Source organism: Buchnera aphidicola (Periphyllus lyropictus), from assembly GCF_024029895.1.
Lineage (GTDB): Bacteria > Pseudomonadota > Gammaproteobacteria > Enterobacterales > Enterobacteriaceae > Buchnera_J > Buchnera_J aphidicola_BA.
The window spans coordinates 417,228-441,230 of the sequence record NZ_CP097457.1; the positions used below are offsets into that span (position 1 = coordinate 417,228).

Sequence of the window (24,003 nt, forward strand, 5' to 3'; positions counted from 1 at the left end):
AATTTATATTAATATTTTTTTAATTAAAAAAAAAAAAAAAAAAAAATAGAAAAATAAAAAAAAGATATTAAAAATTAATAAAAAATAAAAAAAAACCTTATAATTTTTTTAATAATTAACAAAAAAAATTAGATAAAAATATTTATTTAAAAATAAATTAATACTAGGTTTAAATAAAGAAATTTTATATTAATAAATTAAATATATAAATAATATTCAAATAAAAACTATAAATTTTAAATCATACTTTAAAGTTTTTTTTAATCCTATTCCTTGGATTAATTCTTAGTTAATTTAAGATAATTTTTAAGTTACTCCTTAAGAAATGGAAAATACTTCTTATTCAATTAGACAAATTAATTTAAAAAAAAAAAAAAAAAAAAAATATAAAATACAGAATTTAAAAAATTTAAATTATAAAAAAAAACATGAAATCAATTTATTTTATTCAAAAATATCTAGTAATATAATCATTAAACTATATCCTATAAAATTAAACATTTAAAAAATATTTTATTACTTTATCATATCAGATTGAATTGCTGTTAAAGAAATAGTATATAAAATATCTTGTATAGATGCTCCTCTAGAAAGATCATTTACTGGTTTTTTTAAACCTTGAACAATAGGACCTATAGAAATAATTGAACTATTTCTTTGTACAGCTTTATAAGTTATATTTCCACTATTTAAATCAGGAAAAATAAATACATTCGCGTTTCCAAAAAGTTTAGAATTAACACATTTTGTTAATGAAACTTCTATATCAGTTGCTGCGTCATACTGTATAGGACCTTCTATAATTAAATCAGGACATTTTTTATGAACTAATTCTGTAGCTTTTTTGATTTTTTCAACCATTAATCCTGATCCAGAATCATTAGTAGAATATGATAACATTGCTATTCTTGGATCAATTCCAAAATTTCTTGCAGATTCAGAAGATTGTATAGCAATTTCAGATAAATCAAACGCATTAGGATTAGGATTAATAGCACAATCTCCATATATAAGAACTTTATCTGGAAATAACATAAAAAAAATTGAAGAAATTAAATTTGTTTCTTTTTTCATTTTTATTAATTTTAAAGCAGGTCTAATAACATCAGCAGTAGTATTAATAATTCCAGCAACTACTCCATCATATTTATTATTATGAATTAATAAAAGCATAGATAATGCAATATTATTTTTTTTTAAAATATCTTTACATTCAATTAAAGAAAGATAATTATAAACTTCTCTAAAATAATTAATATATTTTTTTCTTAAATAATCAGGATTAATAACTATTATTTCTTTAGGTAATGAAAAACCTAAAACTAAAGATTTTCTTTTAATTTTTTTAATATCACCTAATAATACACAATTACATAAATTTAATTTAAAACATAAATAAGCAGCTTGAATAATTTTTTCATTTTCTCCTTCTGGTAAAATAATAGTTTTTTTTTTTTTTATTAATTTATTTTTTATTTGATATAAAAATTGATAAGAACATAAATCATTATTCTTTTTATTTTTATTTAAAAAAAATGAATATATTTTATCAGAAAGAAAAGAAAAATTTACTTTTTTTATTAATTTTTTTTTATTTTTTTTATTATTTATCATACTTATTTTATTTAAAAAATAAAATAAATTTTTATATTTTTCTTTTAAAAAAAATATTGAAACTCCTAATTTTTTTAAATTAAAATATAAATCACTTTGAAGAAAATCTATAAAATTATTTCCTAAAATCAAGATAGAAAACAAAATATTATTATTTTTTATAAATTTATTAATATTTTTCAAAATTAATTTATTAGATAAATTAATAATTAATAATGTTTCTTTTTTTAAATCACTAATAATATCTAAAAAATTATTTGAACAAAAAAGAATTAATTTAAAACATATATCTTTAATATCAGCTAAATAAATAACTTCTATTTTTAATTTTTTTAAAAAAATACTTCTTTTTAATGAAATATTTTTTTTAAAAGAACAAATACCTAGTATTGGAATTTTTTGATATTCTATTAAATTAAAAGAAAAATTATTATTTTTTTTTAAAGAATTGTGTGAAGAATTAGATAAAAAAAATTTATTAAACAAATTAAAACTATCAAAATTAATATTATTTAAAAAATTAATTATTAATCCAGAATTTTTAAAACGATTAAATATCATAAAATATTTTTTTATAATATGTATTTTATAATTTAAATCTTTAATAAAATTATTATCTGGAGTAATTATAAAAAAAATTTCAGCATCTAAAATTCTTGCTATATCTAAATTTAATTGATTAAAAAAATCCATAGAAATATCTTTATTATAAGAAATTCCTTCAATTAATGAAAATTCATTAAAATTATTTTTATAATATCTATTAAAAATTTTTTCTAAAAAATCAGAATAAATTTTAGAATTTAAAAAATAATTAAAATTTTTTATACAAACAGAAGGTATAATATTTATTAAATTAAATTTTTTTTTTAAATAAGAAAAATAATCTTCTGATTTATATATAGAATTTTTTTTTATAAAAGGATGAAAAAAATTTAAATTTATATTTTTTTTTTTTAAAATATTTAATAAACCTAATGAAACAGAATTTAAACTTTTATTTTTTCCTATTGGAATTAACATAATTGTACGAGACATAAATTTCCTATAAAAACTTTTTTTATTTTTTAAAAAAATGTTGATAAAAATTCATTAATAAATTAATTTTTTTGTTTCAATAGCAATAAATAATTCTTCTTTAGTTGGTATTACTAATATATTACGAGAATTTTTTTTATTAATAAAATAATTTTTATTTTTTTTAATTGAAATATTTAATTTTTTATCTATAAAAAAACCAATTAATTCTAATTTTGAAACAACAGATTTCCTTATTAATGAAGAATTTTCACCAATTCCACCAGTAAAAATTAATGCATCTAACCTACCTTTCATCAATGAACTATAAGCGCTAATATACTTTGCTAAACGATGACAAAAAATATCTATAGAAAGTTTTGCTTTTTTATTATTTTTATAATTTTTTTCAGAATAACGACAATCACTACTTTTTTCAGTTAATCCTAATAAACCAGATTTTTTTGTTAAAATTTCTTCAATATCATCTAATTTTATTCCTAATTTTTTATACATAAAAAATATTATTGCAGGATCTAAATCTCCACTTCTGGTACCCATTACTAAACCTTCTAAAGGAGTTAATCCCATTGAAGTATCAATAGATTTTCCATTTCTAATTGCTGTAATAGAAGAACCATTTCCTAAATGACAACTAATTAAATTTAAAGAACTTTTATTTTTTTTTAAGATTTTTTGTGATTTTTTAACAATATAATTATGACTGATTCCATGAGCTCCATATCTACGAATTTTATATTTTTTATAAAATTTATAAGGAATAGCATAAAGATAAGAACTTTTTGGTAAGGAAGAATGAAACGATGTATCAAAAACAGCTACGTTTTTAAATTTTAAATGAGGAAAAAATTTGTAAGAAATTTGAATACCAATTAAATTAGAAGGATTATGTAAAGGAGCAAAAATTGAAGCTTTTTTTATTTTTTTAATAATATTATGATTAATTATCGATGATTTATTTAAATTTTCTCCACCATGTACTACTCTATGACCAATTCCATAAATTTTTGAATAATAATTATGAAAATTTTTTTTAATAAAATTTAAAACAAAATTTAATGCATTATGATGATCAGAATAATTTGGTAAAATTTTTTTATAATTTTTAGAATTTACATTTATATTTACAATAGGATTAATTAAAAATAAACACTCAACACATCCAAAAACAAAAGTTTTTTTTAAAATAGGATCTATAATAGAAAATTTCAAAGAAGAACTTCCGCAATTTAAAACTAAAATTAATTTTTTTAACATTATTAACACCTAAAAATTAAAAAGAAAATTTTAAATTATTAAATCTTAAATTATTTTTAAAGTAAATAATAAAAATTTAAAAAATTAATGAAAAATATGAAACTCTTTTGAAATAGATTCAATTTTTAATTTAATTATATCACTTATTGGATCATTCGGACAATTCTTAATAAAATAAGATAAATCTTTTATAGCTACATTATAACATTTTAATTGTGCGTAAATTAATCCTCTATCTCTAATTTCATAAGGATCTTTAGGTGAAATTTTTAATAATATATTACTTACTTTTAAAGCTAATTCTACTTTTTTTTCTTCCATTAAAGAAGATTTTAAAGAATTTAAAAATTTTTTTAAAACATCTTGATAATTAGCTTTTTTTAAATATTTATCATACAATAATGCACTAGAATTGAAATTACCTTTTAACCACAAACTTAATAAACGAATACTTAAAAAATTTCCATTGTTCGGATCTATAAATAAAACTTTTTTATTAGAAATTTTTATTTTTAAAATAATTTGAGTAGGAAAAACTACTAATTTAAGAGGAATTTTTAATTTTTTTGAAAAAAATAATAAAATTATTCCTAAAGAAAAAGAAATACCTTTTTTACTTTCTATAACTTTATCTAACCATAAAGAATCTGTAATATTATATTTTCCATCCATTTCTCTAAATTTCCATTTATAATAAAAAAATTTTAATAATTTTTTTAATTTATTTTTCATGTCTTTTTCAAAATTAATTTCTTTTCGTATTTCTTTTAATTTAGATTTTAAATTAAATAATATAGATTTTTTAGGAAAATTTTTTTTTATTTTTTTTAAACAAGAAATAATTACTTCTAAAATTGTTGTTTTAGAAAAATCAATATTATAAAAACATTTCATATTTTTACCAAAATAAAGTATTTATATATTTAAAATTACATAATTTATATAAAAATTTTATAAAAATAAGTTATAAGAATTGCCCTATAGTAATTCTATATAAATTATTATAATCACAATATGTTTTAATATTAATATAACAATATTTTTTAAATAATTTATAAACTATACATTTTTGATTATAACTATGTTCAATAAATAACCATCCATTTTTTTTTAAATATTTTCTAGAATTTTTTATGATATAAATTATATCAAATAAGCCATTTTTTTTAGAAACTAAAGAAGTAAATGGTTCAAAAACTAAATTTTTTTTAAGAAAATAATATTCTTTATTACTAATATATGGAGGATTACTAACAATCATATTATATTTTTTTTTATTAATTTTAGAAAACCAATTACTACAAAAAAATTTTATATTTTTAACATTTAATTTTATAGAATTATATTTAGCTATTTTAATAATTTCTTCTGAATAATCAATTCCTGTAACAAAACAATTTTTTTTATTATATGCAATTGATATTGCAAGATTTCCACATCCAGTACCTAAATCTAAAATATTCCAAATATTATTTTTGATTTTTTTTAAAGATATTTCAACTAATAATTCACTGTCAGGTCTAGGAATTAAAGTTTTTCTTGAAACAAAAAAACTTAAAGACCAAAATTCTTTTTTATTAATTATATAAGCTAAAGGTTCTCCAAGAAATCTTCTTTTAAGACAAAAATTTAAATTATTAATTTGTTTTTTTGTTAAACAATAATCATCAAAACAAATAATCCAACTTCTAGGTTTATTTAAGATAAAACTTAATAACACTTCTATATCTAATTTTGCATTATCAATCAAATTTAATTTTTTTAATGCATAATTTGTCCATTTTTTAATATTCATAATTTAATTTCAGATAATTTAGCCATTTCACTAGCTTTATTTTCTCGTATTATTGGATCAATAAGAATATCTAAATCCCCTTCTAAAATTTTATCTAACTTATACAAATTTAAATTAATTCTATGATCTGTTACCCTATTTTGAATAAAATTGTAAGTTCTATTTCGATCAGAACGAAAACCACTTCCTAATAAATTTTTTTTTATAAAAGAATTTTCTTTATTTTTTTTAATAATTCTTTCGGAGTTAATTCGAGCTAAAAGAACTGATAACGCTTTAGATTTGTTTTTATGTTGAGAACGTTCATCTTGACATTCTACTACAATTCCAGTGGGGATATGAGTAATTCTTATAGCTGAATCAGTTGTATTAACATGTTGACCTCCTGCTCCTGAAGATCTAAACGTATCAATTTTTAAATCTTTGTTTTTAATTTTAATTTTTTTTTCTTTAGGTAATTCAGGCATAACTGCTACAGTACAAGTAGAAGTATGAATTCTTCCTTGAGTTTCAGTTTTAGGAACTCTTTGAACTCTATGACCTCCAGATTCAAATTTAAAACGTCCAAAAGAACCTATTCCAATTACTTTCATAATAATTTCTTTAAATCCTCCAAATTCTCCTTTATGATAATGTATTAAATCTACTTTCCAATTTTTAAGTTCAGAATAACGAACATACATTTTATATAAATCTCCAGAAAAAATAGAAGATTCATTTCCTCCTGTTGCTGCTCTAATTTCTATAAAACAATTTAAACGATCTTTTGGATCTAATGATAATAAAGATGAATATATTTTATTTTCTAATTTTTTTTTCTTATTTTTTAAAATTATTAAATCTTCTAAAGCTAATAAATAAATTTCTTTATCTTTTAATAATTTTTTTGTTTTTTTTATATTTAATTTATTTTTTTTCCATTTTTTAAAAAAATAAACTGTATTTGAAATTTTTAAATATTCTTTAGATATTTTTAAAAAATATTTTCTATCATTAATAGTATTTTTTTTAGATAAAATATTTTCAATTTCTTTTGATCGACTCTCTAAATACTTTAATTTTTTTAATATAGAAATTTTCATACTTTATAAAAAACCTTTATTTTTAAATATAATTATAAAATTTTAATAATTTAATTAAAAAATAAAATTTTTAAAAAAATAATTCAAATTAATAAATATATTTTTAAAAAATTAAATAAATATATTTAATTATAATTTAAAAAAAAATTGAATTAAACATTTTATTTTATTAGAAATAATATTATAAAAATTTATTAAAATAAATTTTTAAAAAAATTTAATTTTTTTATAAAATTAAAAATTTTTAATAAATACTTTAAATAATATTTAATTTTTAAAAATGATATATTATAATTTTTTATATATCAATAAATTTATAATATTTTCATAATAGGAAAAAAATTTATATGAAATTATTTTGCGGAAATTCTGTACCAAAATTAACTAATTGTATTGTTAAATTATTAAATTCTAATTTAGGAAATGCTACAGTTAGTAAATTTAGTGATGGAGAAATTAGTGTTCAAATTAATGAAAATGTAAGAGGAGGAGATATATTTATAATACAATCTATTTGTTCACCTTGTAATGATAATTTAATGGAATTAGTAGTTATGGTTGATGCTTTAAGAAGAGCTTCAGCTGGAAGAATTACATCAGTAATACCTTATTTTGGATACGCCAGACAAGATAGAAGAGTAAGATCTTCTAGAGTACCAATTACTGCTAAAATAGTTGCAGATTTTTTATCTAACGTAGGAATTGACAGAGTTCTTACAGTAGATCTACATTCTGAACAAATTCAAGGATTTTTTGATGTTCCAGTAGATAATGTATTTGGAAGTTCTATTTTATTAGAAGATATGAGAAAAAAAAAATTTATAAAACCAGTAATTGTATCTCCAGATATTGGAGGAGTTATTCGAGCTAGAGCAATAGCAAAACTTTTAAATGATATTGATATAGCAATAATAGATAAAAGAAGACCTAAATCTAATATATCTCAAGTTATGAACATTATTGGAGAAATAAAAAATAGAGATTGTATATTAGTAGACGATATAATAGATACAGGAGGAACATTATGTAATGCTTCAAAAGCATTAAAAAAAAGAGGAGCAAATCGCGTATTTGCATACGCAACACATCCAATATTATCAGGTAATGCACTGAAAAATATTAAAAAATCTAACTTAGACGAAATTATTGTATGTGATTCTATTCCATTATCTAAATACTCAAAAAAATTAATTAATATTAGAACATTAACTTTAGCAAATATGTTAGCAGAAGCTATTAGAAGAATTAGTAATGAAGAATCAATTTCAGCTATGTTTGAATATTCTATTAAAAAATAAATGAATTTTTATTTAAAGAAAAAAATTATTTTTTTTATTTCTTTTTTTTACTCATCTTATCAATATAAGCCATACCAAAAGCAGAAACAACAAAAGTAAGATGAATTACTACACATACAATTATTTTATTATCTGAAATTTTTTCTGCTTCCATAAACAATCTTAATAAATGAACAGAAGAAATAGCTACAATAGAAGAAGCAACTTTATTTTTTATAGAATTCACATCCATAGTACCCATCCAACCTAATCTTTTTTTAGTACCTTTAATATCCATTTTTGATATAAAATTTTCATATCCAGAAAACATTACCATTACTAATAAACCACCTACTAAAGCAATATCAATTAAAGATAAAACTACTAAAACTAAACCAGATTCTGAAATTATTAATATTTCAGGAAAAATATAAATTACTTCTTGAAAAAATTTTACAGTTAATAAAATAAAACCAAAAGATAAACCAATATAAACTGGAAACATAAACCATCGAGATGCATATATTAATTTTTCAATCATTTTAAATAGTTTTCCTTAATTATTTTTTTTTAAAAAAGTTAAAATATAAAAAAATTTAATATTTTATATTGTAATTTATAAAAAATCATAATAAAAATAGAATCTTTTAAATAAATACTACTAATATTTATATGTAAAATTTCATTAAAAAACAAAATAAATAAAAAAATTAAAAACATTGCTCTAAAAAATCCTAATATAAAACCTAATAAAAAATTATTTATTCCAAAAAAATATTTCTGTTTAAAAAAAATTTCAAATATAAACAATAAAAAAAATTCTAAAAATAAAATTAATAAACAAACAGAAATAACATAACAAAAATTTTTTAAATAAAAATTATCTATAAAATAAAATTTAATTAACAATAAATCATAAAAAGAATAAGCTAAATAAAATACAATAATTAAAGTAGATAAAGAAATTACTTCTCTAAAAAATCCTCTTTTTAAACCTATCGTAGTAGATGTAAAAATTATAAATAAAAAAAAATAATCAAATAAATTCATATACTTTCCAAAAAAATATATTATTTTAATTAAAATTTAATAAAATAATAATCTAAAAAACATATTTTTTTTAATAAAATTAATATATAATTTTTTTAATAAAATATAAATAAAAATTTTTTAATAAATTTTAATAAATTAAAAAATTTATATCTTTTATTAATTTTTATTTTATTAAATCAAAATTTAATATTATCTTAAATAAAAATTTTTTTAATAAAAAATTTATACTTTATTAAATTTTTAAATTAAAAAATTAAATTATCAAACTATAAAATAAAAAAGAAAAAAGAAAAAAATTTTATAAAAAAATATTTTTTTTTAAAATTTTTATAAATTTATAAAATAATTTAATAAATTAATAATTAAAATATACTTATTAAATATTTTTTATCAAAAATACCTAAAAAATATATTTTTATATAAAAAATAAACTTATTTTTTTAAAAATATTTTAAATATTTTAAAAAGTTAGGAAACAAACCAAAAAAAATAATAAATAAAGAAATAAAAAAAATAAAAAGAGTTAAACTTAAATTAAAAATATTTTTTTTATAAATATTTTTTAAAAAATTACAATTTTTTTTATAAAAGAAAATTTTTATAAAATTTAAATAATAACAAAAACTTAAAACACTTCCAAAAATAATCATAGCACAAAAAATAAAATAATTATTTTCAATTAAATATTTTAATAAATAAAATTTACTAAAAAATCCTATTGTTAAAGGAACACCTATAGTAGAAAATAAAGAAATAATCATAGAAATTGATAACAATGGATATTTCCAAAATATTCCTTCATATTCTTCAAAAAGATAAATATCTTGTTTCTTTGAAAAAATAGAAAATGCTGTAATAACACCAAAAAGAACTAAACTATTTAAAAAATATCCTAAAAAATATATTTTTATAATTGAATTTAAAAAATAATTTTTATGTAATAAAATTAAAAAAATAATTAAATGTCCAGCATTTGATATAACAGAATAACCAATTAATTTTTTAAAATTATTTTGAAAAAAAGCAACAGTATTACCTAAAAAAATAGATATAATAGAAATTATAACTAATACTGAATAAAAAAAATAAAAATTTTTAAAAGGAAGAAAAGAAAATAATTTTTCAAAAATACTTAACATGACTAACATAATAGAATTAGTAAAATATATTAAAATAAAAGAAGGGCTTCCTTCATAAATATCAGGAACCCAAGAAAAAAAAGGAAATACAGATAATTTAATTAAAATAGATATATATAAAATTATAATTCCAATTAAAAAAATATTATTAGAAGAAACACTAGAAATTTGATTTAAAGATTTTAAAACAAAAATATCTAATGTTCCATAAGATAAATAAATCAAAGATAAACCTAATAAAAACAAAATTAAAGAAAAACTAGAAATTATAAAATATTTAAAAGAAGATTCTAAATTTTTAGAACTTAATGAAGAAAAATAACTCATTATTCCAATTAAAGGTAAAGATAATAATTCTATACCAACAAAAATAAAAAAAATATTAGTTGATAAAAATAATAAATATCCACCAATATTAGATATTAAAAGTAAAATATAAAACTCTTCTTTATTAATTTTTTTATTTTTAAAAAAAAAATAAGAAAAGATACAAGAAAACAAACTACTTAAAAAAAATAAAAATATATAAAAAAAATTAATTGATTGTAAATTTAATAAATATTTTAAATATATTAAAGGATTATTTTTTAAAAAATAAAAAGAAATGATAGATCCAATTAATCCTGAAATTGTAACTAAAAATGAACATAATAAATTTCTTTTAAAAATAATAACAAATAAATTTAATACTATGGAAGTAACTAAAATTAATATAGGAGAAATAAAAAAAAATTGTTGAAATATAGGATTCATTATATAAATTACCTTAAATTAAAATAAAACAATATATTTCTTTACTGATATTTATAATAAAAGAATGATCAATTTTAAATATAAAGTTTGGAAATAAACCAATAAATACTAATAAAAAAGAAAACAAAAATAAAATAAAAATTTCTAATTTAGAAATTTTATATTTAAATGAAGAAACAAAACATGATCCATAAAATATTTTATGATACATATTTAAAAAACATAAAGTAGAAAAAACTAATGCTATCATTGAAAAAGAAACAATTATAGGATAATTATTAAAAGATCCTAATAACATTAAATATTCTCCAATAAAATTTCCAGTTCCAGGAATTCCTAAATTAGACATTAAAAAAAATAAAAAAAAACCAGGAACAAAATTCATTGTTTTCCATAAACCAGACATTTTTTTAAAATTATCAGTACCAAAATTTTTATATAATATATTTGTTAAAATAATTAAAGCTGAAGTCGATAAACTATAAGAAATCATTTGTATAATTATTCCATTATAAGCTAACAAATTTCCTGAATAAATCGCCAATAAAACAAAACCCATATGTGAAATAGAAGTATAAGCAATAATTTTTTTTATACTTTTTTGAAAAAAAGCTAAAAATATACTATAAAATATACAAAATAAACCTAAAAAATAAAAATATTCTGAATAAATTAATGAAGTATGATGAAATAAAACAACACAAAAACGAAGTAAACCATAAATAGATGTTTTAATAACAATTCCAATTAAATCTAATGATCCAAAAATAGGAGTATTTTTATGAAATTTAGGAAACCAACTATGAAAAGGAACTATTGGAACTTTAATAATAAAAGAAATAAAAAAACCAATCATTAAAAAAAGTTCTAATTTTTTATCTAAAACATTATTTTTAAGTAAATTATAATCAAAAGTCCATATATGATAAGTATTATGATAATTAATTACTAAACCTAATATAGAAATTAATAAAATTAATCCAGATAATTGAGAATATATTAAATATTCATAATTAAAATTTAAATTTTTTTTAAAAGATATAGATTTTCTACCCCAAATTATCATTATAAAATACATTGGAAAAACTATAATTTCCCAAAAAAGAAAAAATAAAAATAAATCTAAAGATAAAAAAATACCAATTGTATTAGAAATTAAAAACATAATACAAAAATAAAAAAATCCTACATTATTAATTTTTTCATACCAAGATAATAAAATAGAAATGAAAGATAAAAAAAGAGTTAACAAAATCATTAACCATGAAAATCCATCTATTCCAAAATGTATACTTATACCTAAATCAGAAATCCAAGTATGACAAAACTCTAAATTAAATAAATTTTTATTATTTTCATTCACTAAAAAAAATTTTTGTTTAAAAAAAATAAAAAAAAGCAAAAATAAATCAATAATTATAAAAAATAAAGAAACAAAACGAGGTATATTTTTTCCTAATTTTTCCGATTTCCAAGAAAGAATTCCCCCAATAAAAGGAAAAAAAATTAATAAACACAAAAACATAATAAAAAATCCTATTTTAAAAAAAAAATATTAATTTTTTTAATAAACTACATTAATAAGCATATTAAAATTGTTAAAGTACCAGTTAAAATAGATATAATATAAAAACGTAAATATCCATTATTAAAAGTTATAAAAAAATTATTTAAATTCTTAAAAACACAAAAAGAAAGACGTGTAATTTTTTTTATATAATCAATAAAAAATAAACTTTTAATAAAATTAAATAAATTAATAAAAAATAATTTATATAAAAAATCTAAACCAAAATTTTTATCTAAAAATTTAAAAAAATAATAATAATTTTTATTATTTAAAATTTTAAATGAATTTTTTTTTTTTAATACAAAAAAATAATAAGATCCAAAAATTCCAATTAAAGATAAGAAAAATAAAAATACTTCTATTATATTTTTTTTGTTATTTGTAATATCTTTTAAAATAGATATATCTAATAAAGAAGAAAATAAAATTAATCCTAATATTGAAGATAATAAACACAAAATTATTAAAACAATATCATGAAAAAAATTTTTTACTGAATTCACTTTTAATGTACCGTTTCCATGAAAAATTAAAAATAAAATTCTAGATGAATATATTGAAGTAAAAAATACTCCAAAACAAGAAATTATAAAAAAATAAATATAACCTTTGTTAAAAGATTCAAAAATTATTGAACCTTTTGTATAAAAACTAGAAGTAAAATATGGAAATGATATTAAAGAAAAAATACCAAATAAAAAACAAAAATATAAAAATGGTAATTTTTTTCTTAAACCACCCATTTTAGTAATATTTTTTTTATCATTACAAGAAAAAATCAACGAACCTGAAGATAAAAACAATAAAGCTTTAAAAAAAGAATGCACAACTAAATGAGATAATACTATATCCCAAAATTTCATTCCTAAACCTAAAAACATATAACCAATTTGACTCATCGTGGAATATGCTAAAATTTTTTTAATATCTTTTTCAAAGATAGCAGAAAAACTAGAAATTAAAATAGTAATAGATCCTAAAATTGAAACTAAATAAAGAATATGATCAGATAATTCAAATAAACTATGTATTCTTATAATTAAATATACTCCAGCTGTAATCATAGTAGCTGAATGTATTAATGCTGAAACTGGAGTAGGTCCTACCATTGCTTTTAATAACCAAGTTTGTAAAGGAAATTGAGCTGATTTAGAAATAGCTCCAATTAAAATAAATAAAGCAATTAATTCAAAAACAGGTTCTTTATTTTTATAACTAAAATCATGAAAAAGTTCGTTTAATTTAAAAAAATCTAAAGTATGAAATTTAAAAAAAATCAGAAAAATAGCTAATAATATAAATAAATCACCAATTTTAGTAATAATAAAAGCTTTCATAGCAGCTTTAATATTTTTCAAATCAGTATAATAAAAACCAATTAAAGAATATGAACAAAATCCAACTAATTCCCATGAAAAATACATTAATAATAAATTATTTGATAAAACTAATAAAATCATACTTGAAATAAATAAATTTGTATAAGCAAAAAATCTAGAAATATTAATTTTATAACTCATATACCATATAGAAAAAATATGTATTAAAAATCCAATCCCAGTTATTACTTGTAACATGTTTAAAGATAATTTATCAATATATAAACCAAAATTAACATGTAAATCTAAAACAGTCATCCAATTCCAAAATATTTTTGAAATATAAACTTTATTATTAAAATTATAAAAATAAAAATAATTTACTAAAATAAAAGAAGAAAAAATAGGAAAAACACCTATTATTTTATAAAAAATATTAGAAAATTTTTTTTGAGAAAAAATTATTAATAAAAAACTAAAAAAAGGTAAAAGAATAGTTAAAAATAACAAATTCATTTTTTCCTCTCACTTAAAAAATCAATATCTAAAGTTTTTTTATATTTATAAATATTAATTAAAAAAGATAAACCAATACTAGCTTCACAAGCTGCTATTGTAATAATAAAAATAAACATAACTTGACCATCTACTTGATTCCAATAATTTCCAATAAATACTAAAGCTAAAGCTAAAGAATTAATCATAATTTCTAAACCTATTAAAACATACAATAAATTTTTTCTAATTATTATACATAATATTCCTAAAAAAAATAATATTGTTGACAAAACTAAGCCATTTAAAATAGTAACCAAAATTCCTCCTAAAAAAAATTAAGATCGTATATTTTTTTTATTTATACATAAATGAAAAACTATAATTAATGCTGATAATAAAAGTAAAGAAGAAACTTCTACAATCCCAATATATTTATTAAATAAAGTCAAACTAAGATTTTTTATATTAAAATAAAATGAACAAATTGTTCTATTATCTAAATTTAATAAAATTTTAAAAAATAAAAAAAAAATTATTATTAAACAAAAAAAAGAAATAAAAAAAGATGTCTTAGATTTTAATTTTCTTTCTTTAATTAAAAATTTTTTACCTAAATTTAACATCATAATTACAAAAATAAATAAAACCATTATAGCTCCAGCATAAATAATAGTCTCTAATGATCCTATTAAAAATGCTCCTATAGAAAAATATATACCTGAAATTGATAAAAAAGAAAGAATTAAAAATAATAAAGAATATATAGGATTATTTTGAAAAATTACTAAAATAGTAAACATAATTGAAAGAAAACTAAAAATTTCAAAAAAATTCATTATAAAATTTTCCTAAGGTAAAAGACTTTTTAAATTAACAGTTTTATTTTTTTTTAATAAAGATTTATTTTTAGGATCTTTAATAGTAATACCTGAATATTTATAAAAATCGTAATCTGAATATTTTCCTGGTCCTGAAATTAATAAATCTTCTTTTTCATATATTAAATCTTTACGTTTATAATCAGCTAATTCAAAATCTGAAATTAATTGAATGGCAGAAGTAGGACAAGCTTCTTCACATAATCCACAAAATATACAACGTGAAAAATTTATTCTAAAAAATTTAGCTTTCCAACGATTATTTTTTAATGTTTTTTTTTGTAAAGATATACAACCTACAGGACAAACAGATGAACATAAATTACATGCAACACAACGCTCTTTTCCATTTTTATTTCTAGTTAAAACAATTCTTCCTCGATATCTAGGAGTTAATTTAACAGGAATTTCAGGATACAATTTAGTTTCACGTTTAGAAAAAGAATTCATAAAAACTAAAAATATACTATTTAATTGTGATATGACCATTTTAATTATTTTTTTTATAATCATATTAATCCTTATATTTATAAGTATAAAACTAAAAAAGCAGTAAATAATAAATTTAATAATGCAATAGGAAAACAAACTAACCATCCAAAAATCATAACTCGATCATATCTTGGTCTTGGTAAAGAAGCTCTAATTAAAATAAACAAAAAAATAAAAAACAAAGATTTCAAAATAAACCAAAAAATAGACACTGAATAAAAACCATAAAATCCTCCAAAAAATAATGTTGTTATTAAACATGACATTATAATAATAGAAATATATTCTCCTATAAAAAACATACCAAATTTCATTCCAGAATATTCAATATGATAACCATCAGCAAGTTCTTGCTCAGATTCTGGTTGATCAAAAGGATGTCTATGACAAATAGCTAAAGAAGAAATAAAAAAAGTTAAAAATCCAAAAAATTGAGGAATAATATTCCATAAATGTGATTGATTAAAAGTAATTTCTAATAAACTAAATGAACCTGCTTTTACTACTGTTCCCATTACAGATAAACCCAAAAAAACTTCATAACTTAAAGTTTGAGCAGCAGCTCTCATAGCTCCTAAAAAAGAAAATTTATTATTACTCGACCATCCAGATAATAATATCGAATAAACAGATAAACTTGCCATCATTAAAAAAAATAAAATACCTATTTTAAAATCAATTATTTGCATATTTTTTGAAAAAGGAATAATAACAGAAACTAATAAAATAGAACTAAAAGAAAGAATTGGAGCAATATTAAAAATAAATTTATGACTAAAATTAGGAGTCCAATCTTCTTTAAAAAATATTTTTATCATATCAGCAAATAATTGCAAAGAACCAAAAAAACCTACTCTATTTGGACCATATCTATTTTGAAATAAAGCTAACAATCTTCTTTCAATTACACTTAACATTGCTCCAAAAACAACTATTGAAAAAAAAATTAAAAACGATTGAAATACATTAAATAATACATGAGTATTATAAGTAAATAAAAAATTCATATTATACTTCCTTTAAGTCTTTTATTTCTTTTCCAATAAGAAAAATAGAAGTTTTAAAATTTCCTATAGGTAAAGCTATTTGACCTAACGCTAAATGATTAGAATATTTTATATAAAAATTATATATTTCATTTAAACAAGTAAAAGAAACTCTACTTTTATTAGAAATTTTTAATTTTCTTGCATCTATTTTATTTATTATCATATAATTTTTTTTATTTTTTTTTCTTATTATTTTAGAATATTGACTTAATTCTTCATTTTTGAATAATTTATAGTATGGAGTGATAAAAAATTTGTTTTTTATAATATAGTGTTTAAAAAAAATTTTAAAATAATTTAACTTACTTTTATTATTTACAAATTTTAAAATTTTTCCTGGATTTCCAGATAAAAGATTTCCATTTACCTCTTTCTGAAATTTATGCCATCCTTGAGAAGAATTCCATTGAGGAGACCATATAAAAGGTATACAAGAAGAAAATTTTTTATAAACTAAACTTCCTTCCATTGAAAATGAAAACATTGTATCTGTATCTTTTATAGATTGAATTTCATGTACATCAATATCTGCACGAAGCGAAGTTCTTCCACTAGATCTATGAGAAGAACGAGGAATTTTCTGACCAAAAACTTTAAATGAAGAATTAGGAGCAGATTTTTTTATATTTTTAAAAATAGGAAATTTATAAATACAAAAATCTATCATATTATCTAAATTATTTATTAATAAAGAATTTTTATCTAATTTTGATTTAATAATATTTAAAAATTTCCAACTAGAAATAATAGAATTTTTTTTATTATAAAAGTTAATATCATATACTTGAAAAAATCTTTGAGCTCTTAATTCATAATTAACAAATGTTCCAGAACTTTCAAAAACATTCGTAACTGGAATAACTAAATCTGCTTTTTTTACAGTTTTTGTTAATTGATGATCCAAAACAATAATTTTTTTAAATTTTTCTAAAATGAAATTTAAATATATTTTTGGAAAAGATAAAAACAAATCATTTTCTACAACAATTAAAGTAGAATTTTTTTTTTTTTTAACTTTCTTAAAAATCTTTTCTAAAGATTTTCCATTTAATATTTCTAAACCCATTGAATTAACTGTAGGAGTTAATAAAACTAAACCAACTTCTAAACCTAACTTTTTTAAATTATAAGCTATATTGTAAGATGATTTTATAATAGATAAATTTCTAGAATGAGATCCAGAAACAATTAATATTTTTTTAGATTTTAATAAAATTTTTGATATATATAAAGATTTTTTTTTTAAATAATCATTTAAATTATTAGAATGAGAATAATTTTTTATTAAATTTTCTGATATACAATATCCAAAATAAGCTTGATCTTCAGGATTAGCTTCATAAGAAAAATCTGAAATATCTTCTAATTTTGTTTTATCAGTATTTGTAATAAATAAAAAATTTTTTTTAATTTTTTTAAAATTATTAATTGCAGATGTATGCCAATAAGGTAAATTATTAAAATTTAATAAATTTTTAGAAATTTTTTTTAATGCTTGACGAATAGACAAAGCTAACCTAGAAGATGTTTGTGTAATATCTTCACCTAAAATAAATATCGAATCATAACTCTCTACTTCTTTCAACGATGGAACTTTTATATTTCCTTTTTTTAATATTTTTAGAATTAAAGAAGTACATTTTTTGTCTATATCTATCATTCCTGAAGAAAAATTATCTACTCCAACTAATTCTTGAAGAGCAACATTAGTCTCTATACTTGCTCGAGAAGAACCAATTCCAACGACTAATGAAGAATTTTGAATAATTTTAAAAAATTTTTTAATAGATTTAAATTTGTTGATATCCTGAAATTTATTATTATTTTTTTTATATAAATACTTTGGACGATTAGAAACATTTGAATAACCATATCCAAAACGACCTAAATCACATAAAAAATAATTGTTAATATTTTTATGATATCTATTTTCAATTCTTCTAATTTTATTATATCTTTCTCCAGCAATAATATTACATCCAACACTACAATGTATACAAATACTAGGAGCATTTTGAATATCCCATTTTCTAGAATAATTTTTAGAATGCGTTTTATCTGTAAAAACTCCTGTAGGGCAAACTTCTATTAAATTACCTGAATATTCACTTTTTAATTCTCCATCTTGAAAACGACCAAAATAAATATTATTATTTGATCCATATACATTAAAATCTTTTCCATCTGCATAATCACGATAATACCTTACACAACGATAACAAGATATACAACGATTCATTTCATGAGATAAAAAAAATCCTAAATATTGACTATTATATTTTTTTTTTTTAAACCTATAACGACGAGAAAAATGTTGAGTCATAACTGTCATGTCTTGTAAATGACAATTACCACCTTCTTCACATACTGGACAATCATGAGGATGATTAGTCATTAATAATTCAATGATATTTTTTCTAAAAATCTTAGATTCATTATCATTAATAGTAATAATAGAATTTTTTTCAGCAAAAGTCATACAAGACATAACTATTCTTCCATTAATATCTTCTTTATTTTGATATTTTTTTACTGCACACTGTCTACAAAAACCTACACTTCCTAATTTAGGATGCCAACAAAAATAAGGAACATCTAACCCTAAATTCAAAAATTCTTGTAATAAATTATTTAATGGATTTACTCTATATTTTTTTCCATCTATATAAATCTTTACCATATTTAATTTTCCAAAATTTTAAAATTAAATTTTAATAACATATAAAAATTTTTATATATTTTTTATATTAATTCCTTTAATAATAATTTTAATTATTAAGATATTATATTAAATTTGATTGTATACCATTAATTTTTGTTAAAAAATTTTTATTTTTTTTATTTATTCCAAATTCAAAATCATTACGAAAATATTTTATTGCACTTTTTAAAGGAGAAACAGCTCCTGGAGCATGAGCACATAAAGTTTTTCCAGGTCCCATTTGAATACATAAATTCTCTAAAATTTCTATATCTCCTTCTTTTCCTTTATTACTTTTCAAAGATTTTAAAATATTTACAACCCAAGGTAAACCATCTCTACAAGGAGTACATAATCCACAAGATTCTCTAGAAAAAAAAATTTCTAAGTTTAAAACTAAATCAATCATATTAACATTTTCATCTATAGCTAAAGCTAATCCAGTTCCTAATCTACTTCCAACTTTTTGTATACTTGAAAAACCCATTGGAACATCAAGATGTTTTTTTATTAAAAAATCCGTTCCAGCTCCTCCAGGTAACCATGCTTTTAATTTTAAATTATTTTTCATTCCAAGAGCATAATCTTCTAATATTTCTCTTGCTGTAATTCCAAATGGTAACTCCCATATTCCTGGCTTATTAACTAATCCAGAAAATCCCATTAATTTCGTTCCTGAATCTTCATTTTTAGAAAGATTTTTATACCAATCAATAGAATTAGAAATAATTGCAGGTATATTAGATAATGTTTCAACATTATTTACACAAGTAGGATAACCCCATAAACCAATATTAGCAGGAAATGGAGGTTTAATTCTAGGATTAGCTCTTTTACCTTCTAATGAATTAATTAAAGCTGTTTCTTCACCACAAATATATCTACCCGCTCCAGTATGCAAAACAAGATCAAATGAAAAATTACTATTTAAAATATTTTTTCCAAGAAATTTTTTTTTATAAGCCTCTTTTATAGCTCTTTTTAATATTTTTTCAGGATTTATATATTCTCCTCTTAAAAAAATATAACCGAGTGAAACATTTAATGCATACGCTCCAATTATCATTCCTTCAATTACTTGATGTGGGCAATTTTCTATAATCCATCTATCTTTATAAGTTCCAGGTTCCATTTCATCAGCATTACAAATTAAATATTTTTTGTTACAATTTTCATCTTTTGGCATTAAACTCCATTTTAATCCCGTAAGAAATCCAGCTCCACCCCTTCCTTTTAAACCTGATTTTAAAATTTTTTTAATAATATCTTTTGGATTAATTTCTTTTATGGCTTTATTTAAAGAAAAATAACCATTTTTTTTTATATATTCTTTTATCCAAACAGTTTTTTTATCCTTTCTAAATCTCCATGTTAAAGGATGTGTTTCCTCTAATAAATTTATATTTTTCATTTTAAAGAATCCAATAATTTTATAACTGAATTTTTTGTTAAAAAAAAATATGTATTATTATTAATCATCATTACAGGTCCTCGATCACATGCACCTAAACAACAAATAGGTAATAAAGTAAAATTTTTGTCTTTAGTAGTTTCTCCACATTTAATTTTCAATTTTTTCTCTAAAACATTTTTAATATCTTTAAATCCTGTAATATAACAAACAACACTATCACAAAATTTAATAACATGATTACCTACAGGACTTCTAAAAATTTGACTATAAAAAGTAGCTATACTTTCTATATCACTTGTAGAAATATTTAAAAATTTTGAAAGAAAAAAAATAGAATCATCTGAAACCCATCCATAATATTTTTGAATAATCTTTAATGCTTCAATTAATAAAGACTGATTATCTAAATAATGATTTTTTATTTTTAAAATTTCTTTTTTAATTAAAGAATTTATTATTTTATTATTTTTATTTAATTTATTTTTTTTATTCATTTTATTTACCTATCTACATCAGACATAACAAAATCAATACTTCCTAAATATACAATTAAATCTGAAACTAAACTACCTTTAATAACAGAAGGAATTTGTTGTAAATGAGCAAAACTAGGAGTTCTAATTCTTGTACGATAACTCATTGTATTACCATCACTAATAATATAATAACTATTAATTCCTTTAGTAGCTTCAATCATTTGAAAACTTTCTCCATGAGGTATAACTGTTCCCCAAGAAACTTGTAAAAAATGTGTAATTAAAGTTTCTATATGTTGAAGTGTATTTTCTTTAGAAGGAGGAGTAGTTAAAGGATGTTCTGATTTATAAGGACCTTCAGGCATATTTTTTAAACATTGTTTTAATATTTCTAAACTTTGATAAATTTCTTCTACTTTTAACATTACTCTAGTATAACAATCACTAATTCGATCACCTATAGGAATATCAAAATTAAAATTTTGATAACCTGAATACGGTCTTACTTTTCTTATATCAAAATCTACACCTGTAGCTCTTAATCCAGCACCTGTAATACCCCAAGATAAAGCTTCCTCTTTCGTATAACCTGCTATTCCTTTAGATCTAGAAATTAAAATACTATTTTTTAATGCAACTTTAATATATAAATTTAATCTTTTAGGCATCCAATCTAATAATTCTTTTAATGAATGATCCCATCCCTTGGGTAAATCATGAGCTAATCCTCCTATTCTAAACCATGCAGGATGCATTCTAAAACCAGTAATTAATTCTATAACATCATAAACTTTCTGACGATCAGTAAAAGCTAAAAATACAGTTGTCATAGATCCTACATCTTGAATAAAAGTAGAAATATAAAGTAAATGACTATTTATTCGAAATAATTCCGAAATCATTACCCTAATAAATTCAACTCTTTTAGAAACAATTATTCCAGCTAATTTTTCAACTGCTAAAACATAAGGCATTTCATTAACACATCCTCCTAAATATTCAATACGATCAGTATAAGGAATATAACTATGCCAAGACTGTCTTTCACTCATTTTTTCAGCTCCTCGATGATGATACCCAATATCAGGAACACAATTAACAATTTTTTCTCCTTTTAATTGTAAAATTATTCTAAAAGCTCCATGAGCTGAAGGATGATTAGGGCCTAAATTCAAAAACATATAATCTTCATCATTTTCATTTTCTTTCATACCCCAATCTTTTGGACAAAATTTTAAAGAATTCATTTCTTCTTCTTCTATCTCTTTTGTTAAAGAATAAGGAGAAAATTCAGTTGCCCTTGAAGGATAATCTTTTCTTAAAGGATGACCCACCCATGTTTTAGGCATAATAATACGAGTTAAATTAGGATGACCTATAAAAGAAATACCAAACATATCCCATACTTCTCTTTCATACCAATTAGCATTAGAAAAAATATTAGTAATACTATTTATATTTAAATCATTTTCAAATAAAGAAACTTTTAACATAATATCTGAATTTTTTGATGTAGATAAAAAATGATAAAAAACAGAAAAATCTACTTTAGGTAAATTTTTTTTATTTATTCTTAATCTTTCATCTACTGCATGTAAATCAAATAACATATTATAAAATTTATTTTTTTTACAAAGAAAATTAATAACTTTTAACAAATTATTTTTTTCAATCCAAATTATTGGAAAATTAATAGAAGTAGATTGAATAAAAAAAATATCAGAACCAAAAAAATTATATAATTTTTTTAAAATAGGAAATTTTAAATACTTTTGAAAATTATTTTTATTAAATTTGTAGTTATCATAAAAATCTATCATAAAATATTTTCACACCTTACTTTAATAATTCTAAATTATAATTTTTTTATAATTTTAAAAAAATAAAAAAAAAGAAAAAAATAAAGAAAAAAATTAAAAATATTAAATCTCATTTGGATTTTTAAAATCAAACATAGACTGTACTTTTTTTTTATTTCTTTGTTTTTGAGATTTTAAATTTGCTTTATATATTTTATTATCATCTATTATCCATGATAAAGGTCTTCTTTCTTTTGAAATAGCTTCTTGTAAAAGCATTAATCCTTGAATATAAGCTTCAGGTCTAGGAGGACATCCAGGTATATAAACATCTACAGGTAATATTTTATCTATTCCTTGAACAACAGAATAAATATCATACATACCTCCAGAATTAGCACAAGAACCCATAGAAATAACCCATTTTGGTTCTAACATTTGATCATATAAACGTTTAATAATAGGTGCCATTTTAATAAATGGAGTACCAGCAATAACCATAACATCTGCTTGTCTGGGAGAAGCTCTTAAAACTTCAGAACCAAATCTAGAAATATCATGAACTGATGTAAAAGAAGTAACCATTTCTACATAACAACAAGATAATCCAAAATTATAAGGCCATAAAGAATTTTTACGACCCCAATTTACAAAAAAATGAAGAATTTTTTTTAAACTACCAAAAAATATATTTTTTTTTAATTCTATTTCTAATGGATCAGAAACATTTTTTTTAATTATTTTTTTTTCATTATTTTTATGAATTTTTATTTTTGTTAATGTATATTTCATAACACCC

The 24,003-nt window shown here is 19.2% G+C and carries 20 protein-coding genes; 1 reads left to right on the top strand and 19 read right to left on the bottom strand.

What is annotated here, in order from left to right:
- Nucleotides 1–516 precede the first annotated feature (516 nt).
- The 5 genes from pta to prfA all read right to left on the bottom strand — a co-directional run bounded on the left by pta (nucleotide 517) and on the right by prfA (nucleotide 6,786).
- Entirely contained in the window at nucleotides 517–2,652 is a 2,136-nt protein-coding gene (gene pta / locus M5J13_RS02095; protein WP_252837258.1) for a phosphate acetyltransferase, read from the bottom strand.
- 54 nt (nucleotides 2,653–2,706) lie between these two features.
- Entirely contained in the window at nucleotides 2,707–3,909 is a 1,203-nt protein-coding gene (locus M5J13_RS02100) for an acetate kinase (protein ID WP_252837259.1), read from the bottom strand.
- An 84-nt stretch (nucleotides 3,910–3,993) separates the two neighbouring features.
- Complete coding sequence (locus M5J13_RS02105) at nucleotides 3,994–4,803, bottom strand: transglutaminase family protein (RefSeq protein WP_252837260.1); 810 nt, start codon at nucleotides 4,801–4,803, stop codon at nucleotides 3,994–3,996.
- Between the two features lie 70 nt (nucleotides 4,804–4,873).
- Nucleotides 4,874–5,704, bottom strand: coding sequence for a peptide chain release factor N(5)-glutamine methyltransferase (gene prmC, locus M5J13_RS02110; protein WP_252837261.1), 831 nt, complete (start codon nucleotides 5,702–5,704; stop codon nucleotides 4,874–4,876).
- Entirely contained in the window at nucleotides 5,701–6,786 is a 1,086-nt protein-coding gene (prfA, locus tag M5J13_RS02115; protein WP_252837262.1) for a peptide chain release factor 1, read from the bottom strand. The genes prmC and prfA overlap by 4 nt, the downstream gene beginning before the upstream one ends.
- 347 nt (nucleotides 6,787–7,133) lie before the next feature.
- Here prfA and M5J13_RS02120 point away from each other — a divergent pair, with 347 nt between their 5' ends.
- On the top strand, nucleotides 7,134–8,084 hold the full coding sequence (locus M5J13_RS02120; RefSeq protein ID WP_252837263.1) for a ribose-phosphate pyrophosphokinase: 951 nt from the start codon (nucleotides 7,134–7,136) through the stop codon (nucleotides 8,082–8,084).
- Between the two features lie 34 nt (nucleotides 8,085–8,118).
- On the opposite strand, the gene M5J13_RS02125 is transcribed toward M5J13_RS02120, so the two are convergent.
- From M5J13_RS02125 to M5J13_RS02190, 14 genes are all read right to left on the bottom strand, one after another.
- Nucleotides 8,119–8,604, bottom strand: a complete 486-nt coding sequence (locus M5J13_RS02125) for a TIGR00645 family protein (protein WP_252837264.1) — start codon at nucleotides 8,602–8,604, stop codon at nucleotides 8,119–8,121.
- A 38-nt stretch (nucleotides 8,605–8,642) separates the two neighbouring features.
- Complete coding sequence (locus tag M5J13_RS02130; protein WP_252837265.1) at nucleotides 8,643–9,113, bottom strand: CvpA family protein; 471 nt, start codon at nucleotides 9,111–9,113, stop codon at nucleotides 8,643–8,645.
- 443 nt (nucleotides 9,114–9,556) lie between these two features.
- Nucleotides 9,557–11,008: an NADH-quinone oxidoreductase subunit N gene (locus M5J13_RS02135; protein WP_252837266.1), complete on the bottom strand. Its 1,452-nt coding sequence runs from the start codon at nucleotides 11,006–11,008 to the stop codon at nucleotides 9,557–9,559.
- 13 nt (nucleotides 11,009–11,021) lie between these two features.
- A complete protein-coding gene (locus tag M5J13_RS02140) occupies nucleotides 11,022–12,533 on the bottom strand; it encodes a complex I subunit 4 family protein (protein ID WP_252837267.1) in 1,512 nt (503 codons plus the stop codon).
- 47 nt (nucleotides 12,534–12,580) lie between these two features.
- On the bottom strand, nucleotides 12,581–14,413 hold the full coding sequence (gene nuoL, locus M5J13_RS02145; RefSeq protein WP_252837268.1) for an NADH-quinone oxidoreductase subunit L: 1,833 nt from the start codon (nucleotides 14,411–14,413) through the stop codon (nucleotides 12,581–12,583).
- Nucleotides 14,410–14,712, bottom strand: a complete 303-nt coding sequence (gene nuoK / locus M5J13_RS02150) for an NADH-quinone oxidoreductase subunit NuoK (RefSeq protein ID WP_252837269.1) — start codon at nucleotides 14,710–14,712, stop codon at nucleotides 14,410–14,412. Before nuoK ends, nuoL begins: the two co-directional genes overlap by 4 nt.
- A gap of 18 nt (nucleotides 14,713–14,730) precedes the next feature.
- Nucleotides 14,731–15,231, bottom strand: a complete 501-nt coding sequence (locus M5J13_RS02155) for an NADH-quinone oxidoreductase subunit J family protein (RefSeq protein WP_252837270.1) — start codon at nucleotides 15,229–15,231, stop codon at nucleotides 14,731–14,733.
- Between the two features lie 12 nt (nucleotides 15,232–15,243).
- A complete protein-coding gene (gene nuoI, locus M5J13_RS02160) occupies nucleotides 15,244–15,786 on the bottom strand; it encodes an NADH-quinone oxidoreductase subunit NuoI (protein WP_252837271.1) in 543 nt (180 codons plus the stop codon).
- 14 nt (nucleotides 15,787–15,800) lie between these two features.
- Nucleotides 15,801–16,772, bottom strand: coding sequence for an NADH-quinone oxidoreductase subunit NuoH (nuoH, locus tag M5J13_RS02165; protein ID WP_252837272.1), 972 nt, complete (start codon nucleotides 16,770–16,772; stop codon nucleotides 15,801–15,803).
- Between the two features lies 1 nt (nucleotide 16,773).
- A complete protein-coding gene (gene nuoG / locus M5J13_RS02170; protein WP_252837273.1) occupies nucleotides 16,774–19,494 on the bottom strand; it encodes an NADH-quinone oxidoreductase subunit NuoG in 2,721 nt (906 codons plus the stop codon).
- Between the two features lie 103 nt (nucleotides 19,495–19,597).
- Nucleotides 19,598–20,926 (bottom strand): NADH-quinone oxidoreductase subunit NuoF, encoded by a 1,329-nt coding sequence (nuoF, locus tag M5J13_RS02175; RefSeq protein WP_252837274.1) that lies wholly within the window; start codon nucleotides 20,924–20,926, stop codon nucleotides 19,598–19,600.
- Entirely contained in the window at nucleotides 20,923–21,423 is a 501-nt protein-coding gene (gene nuoE / locus M5J13_RS02180) for an NADH-quinone oxidoreductase subunit NuoE (RefSeq protein WP_252837275.1), read from the bottom strand. Before nuoE ends, nuoF begins: the two co-directional genes overlap by 4 nt.
- Before the next feature lie 5 nt (nucleotides 21,424–21,428).
- Nucleotides 21,429–23,225: an NADH-quinone oxidoreductase subunit C/D gene (nuoC, locus tag M5J13_RS02185; RefSeq protein WP_252837276.1), complete on the bottom strand. Its 1,797-nt coding sequence runs from the start codon at nucleotides 23,223–23,225 to the stop codon at nucleotides 21,429–21,431.
- Between the two features lie 102 nt (nucleotides 23,226–23,327).
- Nucleotides 23,328–23,996: a NuoB/complex I 20 kDa subunit family protein gene (locus M5J13_RS02190; protein WP_252837277.1), complete on the bottom strand. Its 669-nt coding sequence runs from the start codon at nucleotides 23,994–23,996 to the stop codon at nucleotides 23,328–23,330.
- Nucleotides 23,997–24,003 lie beyond the last annotated feature (7 nt).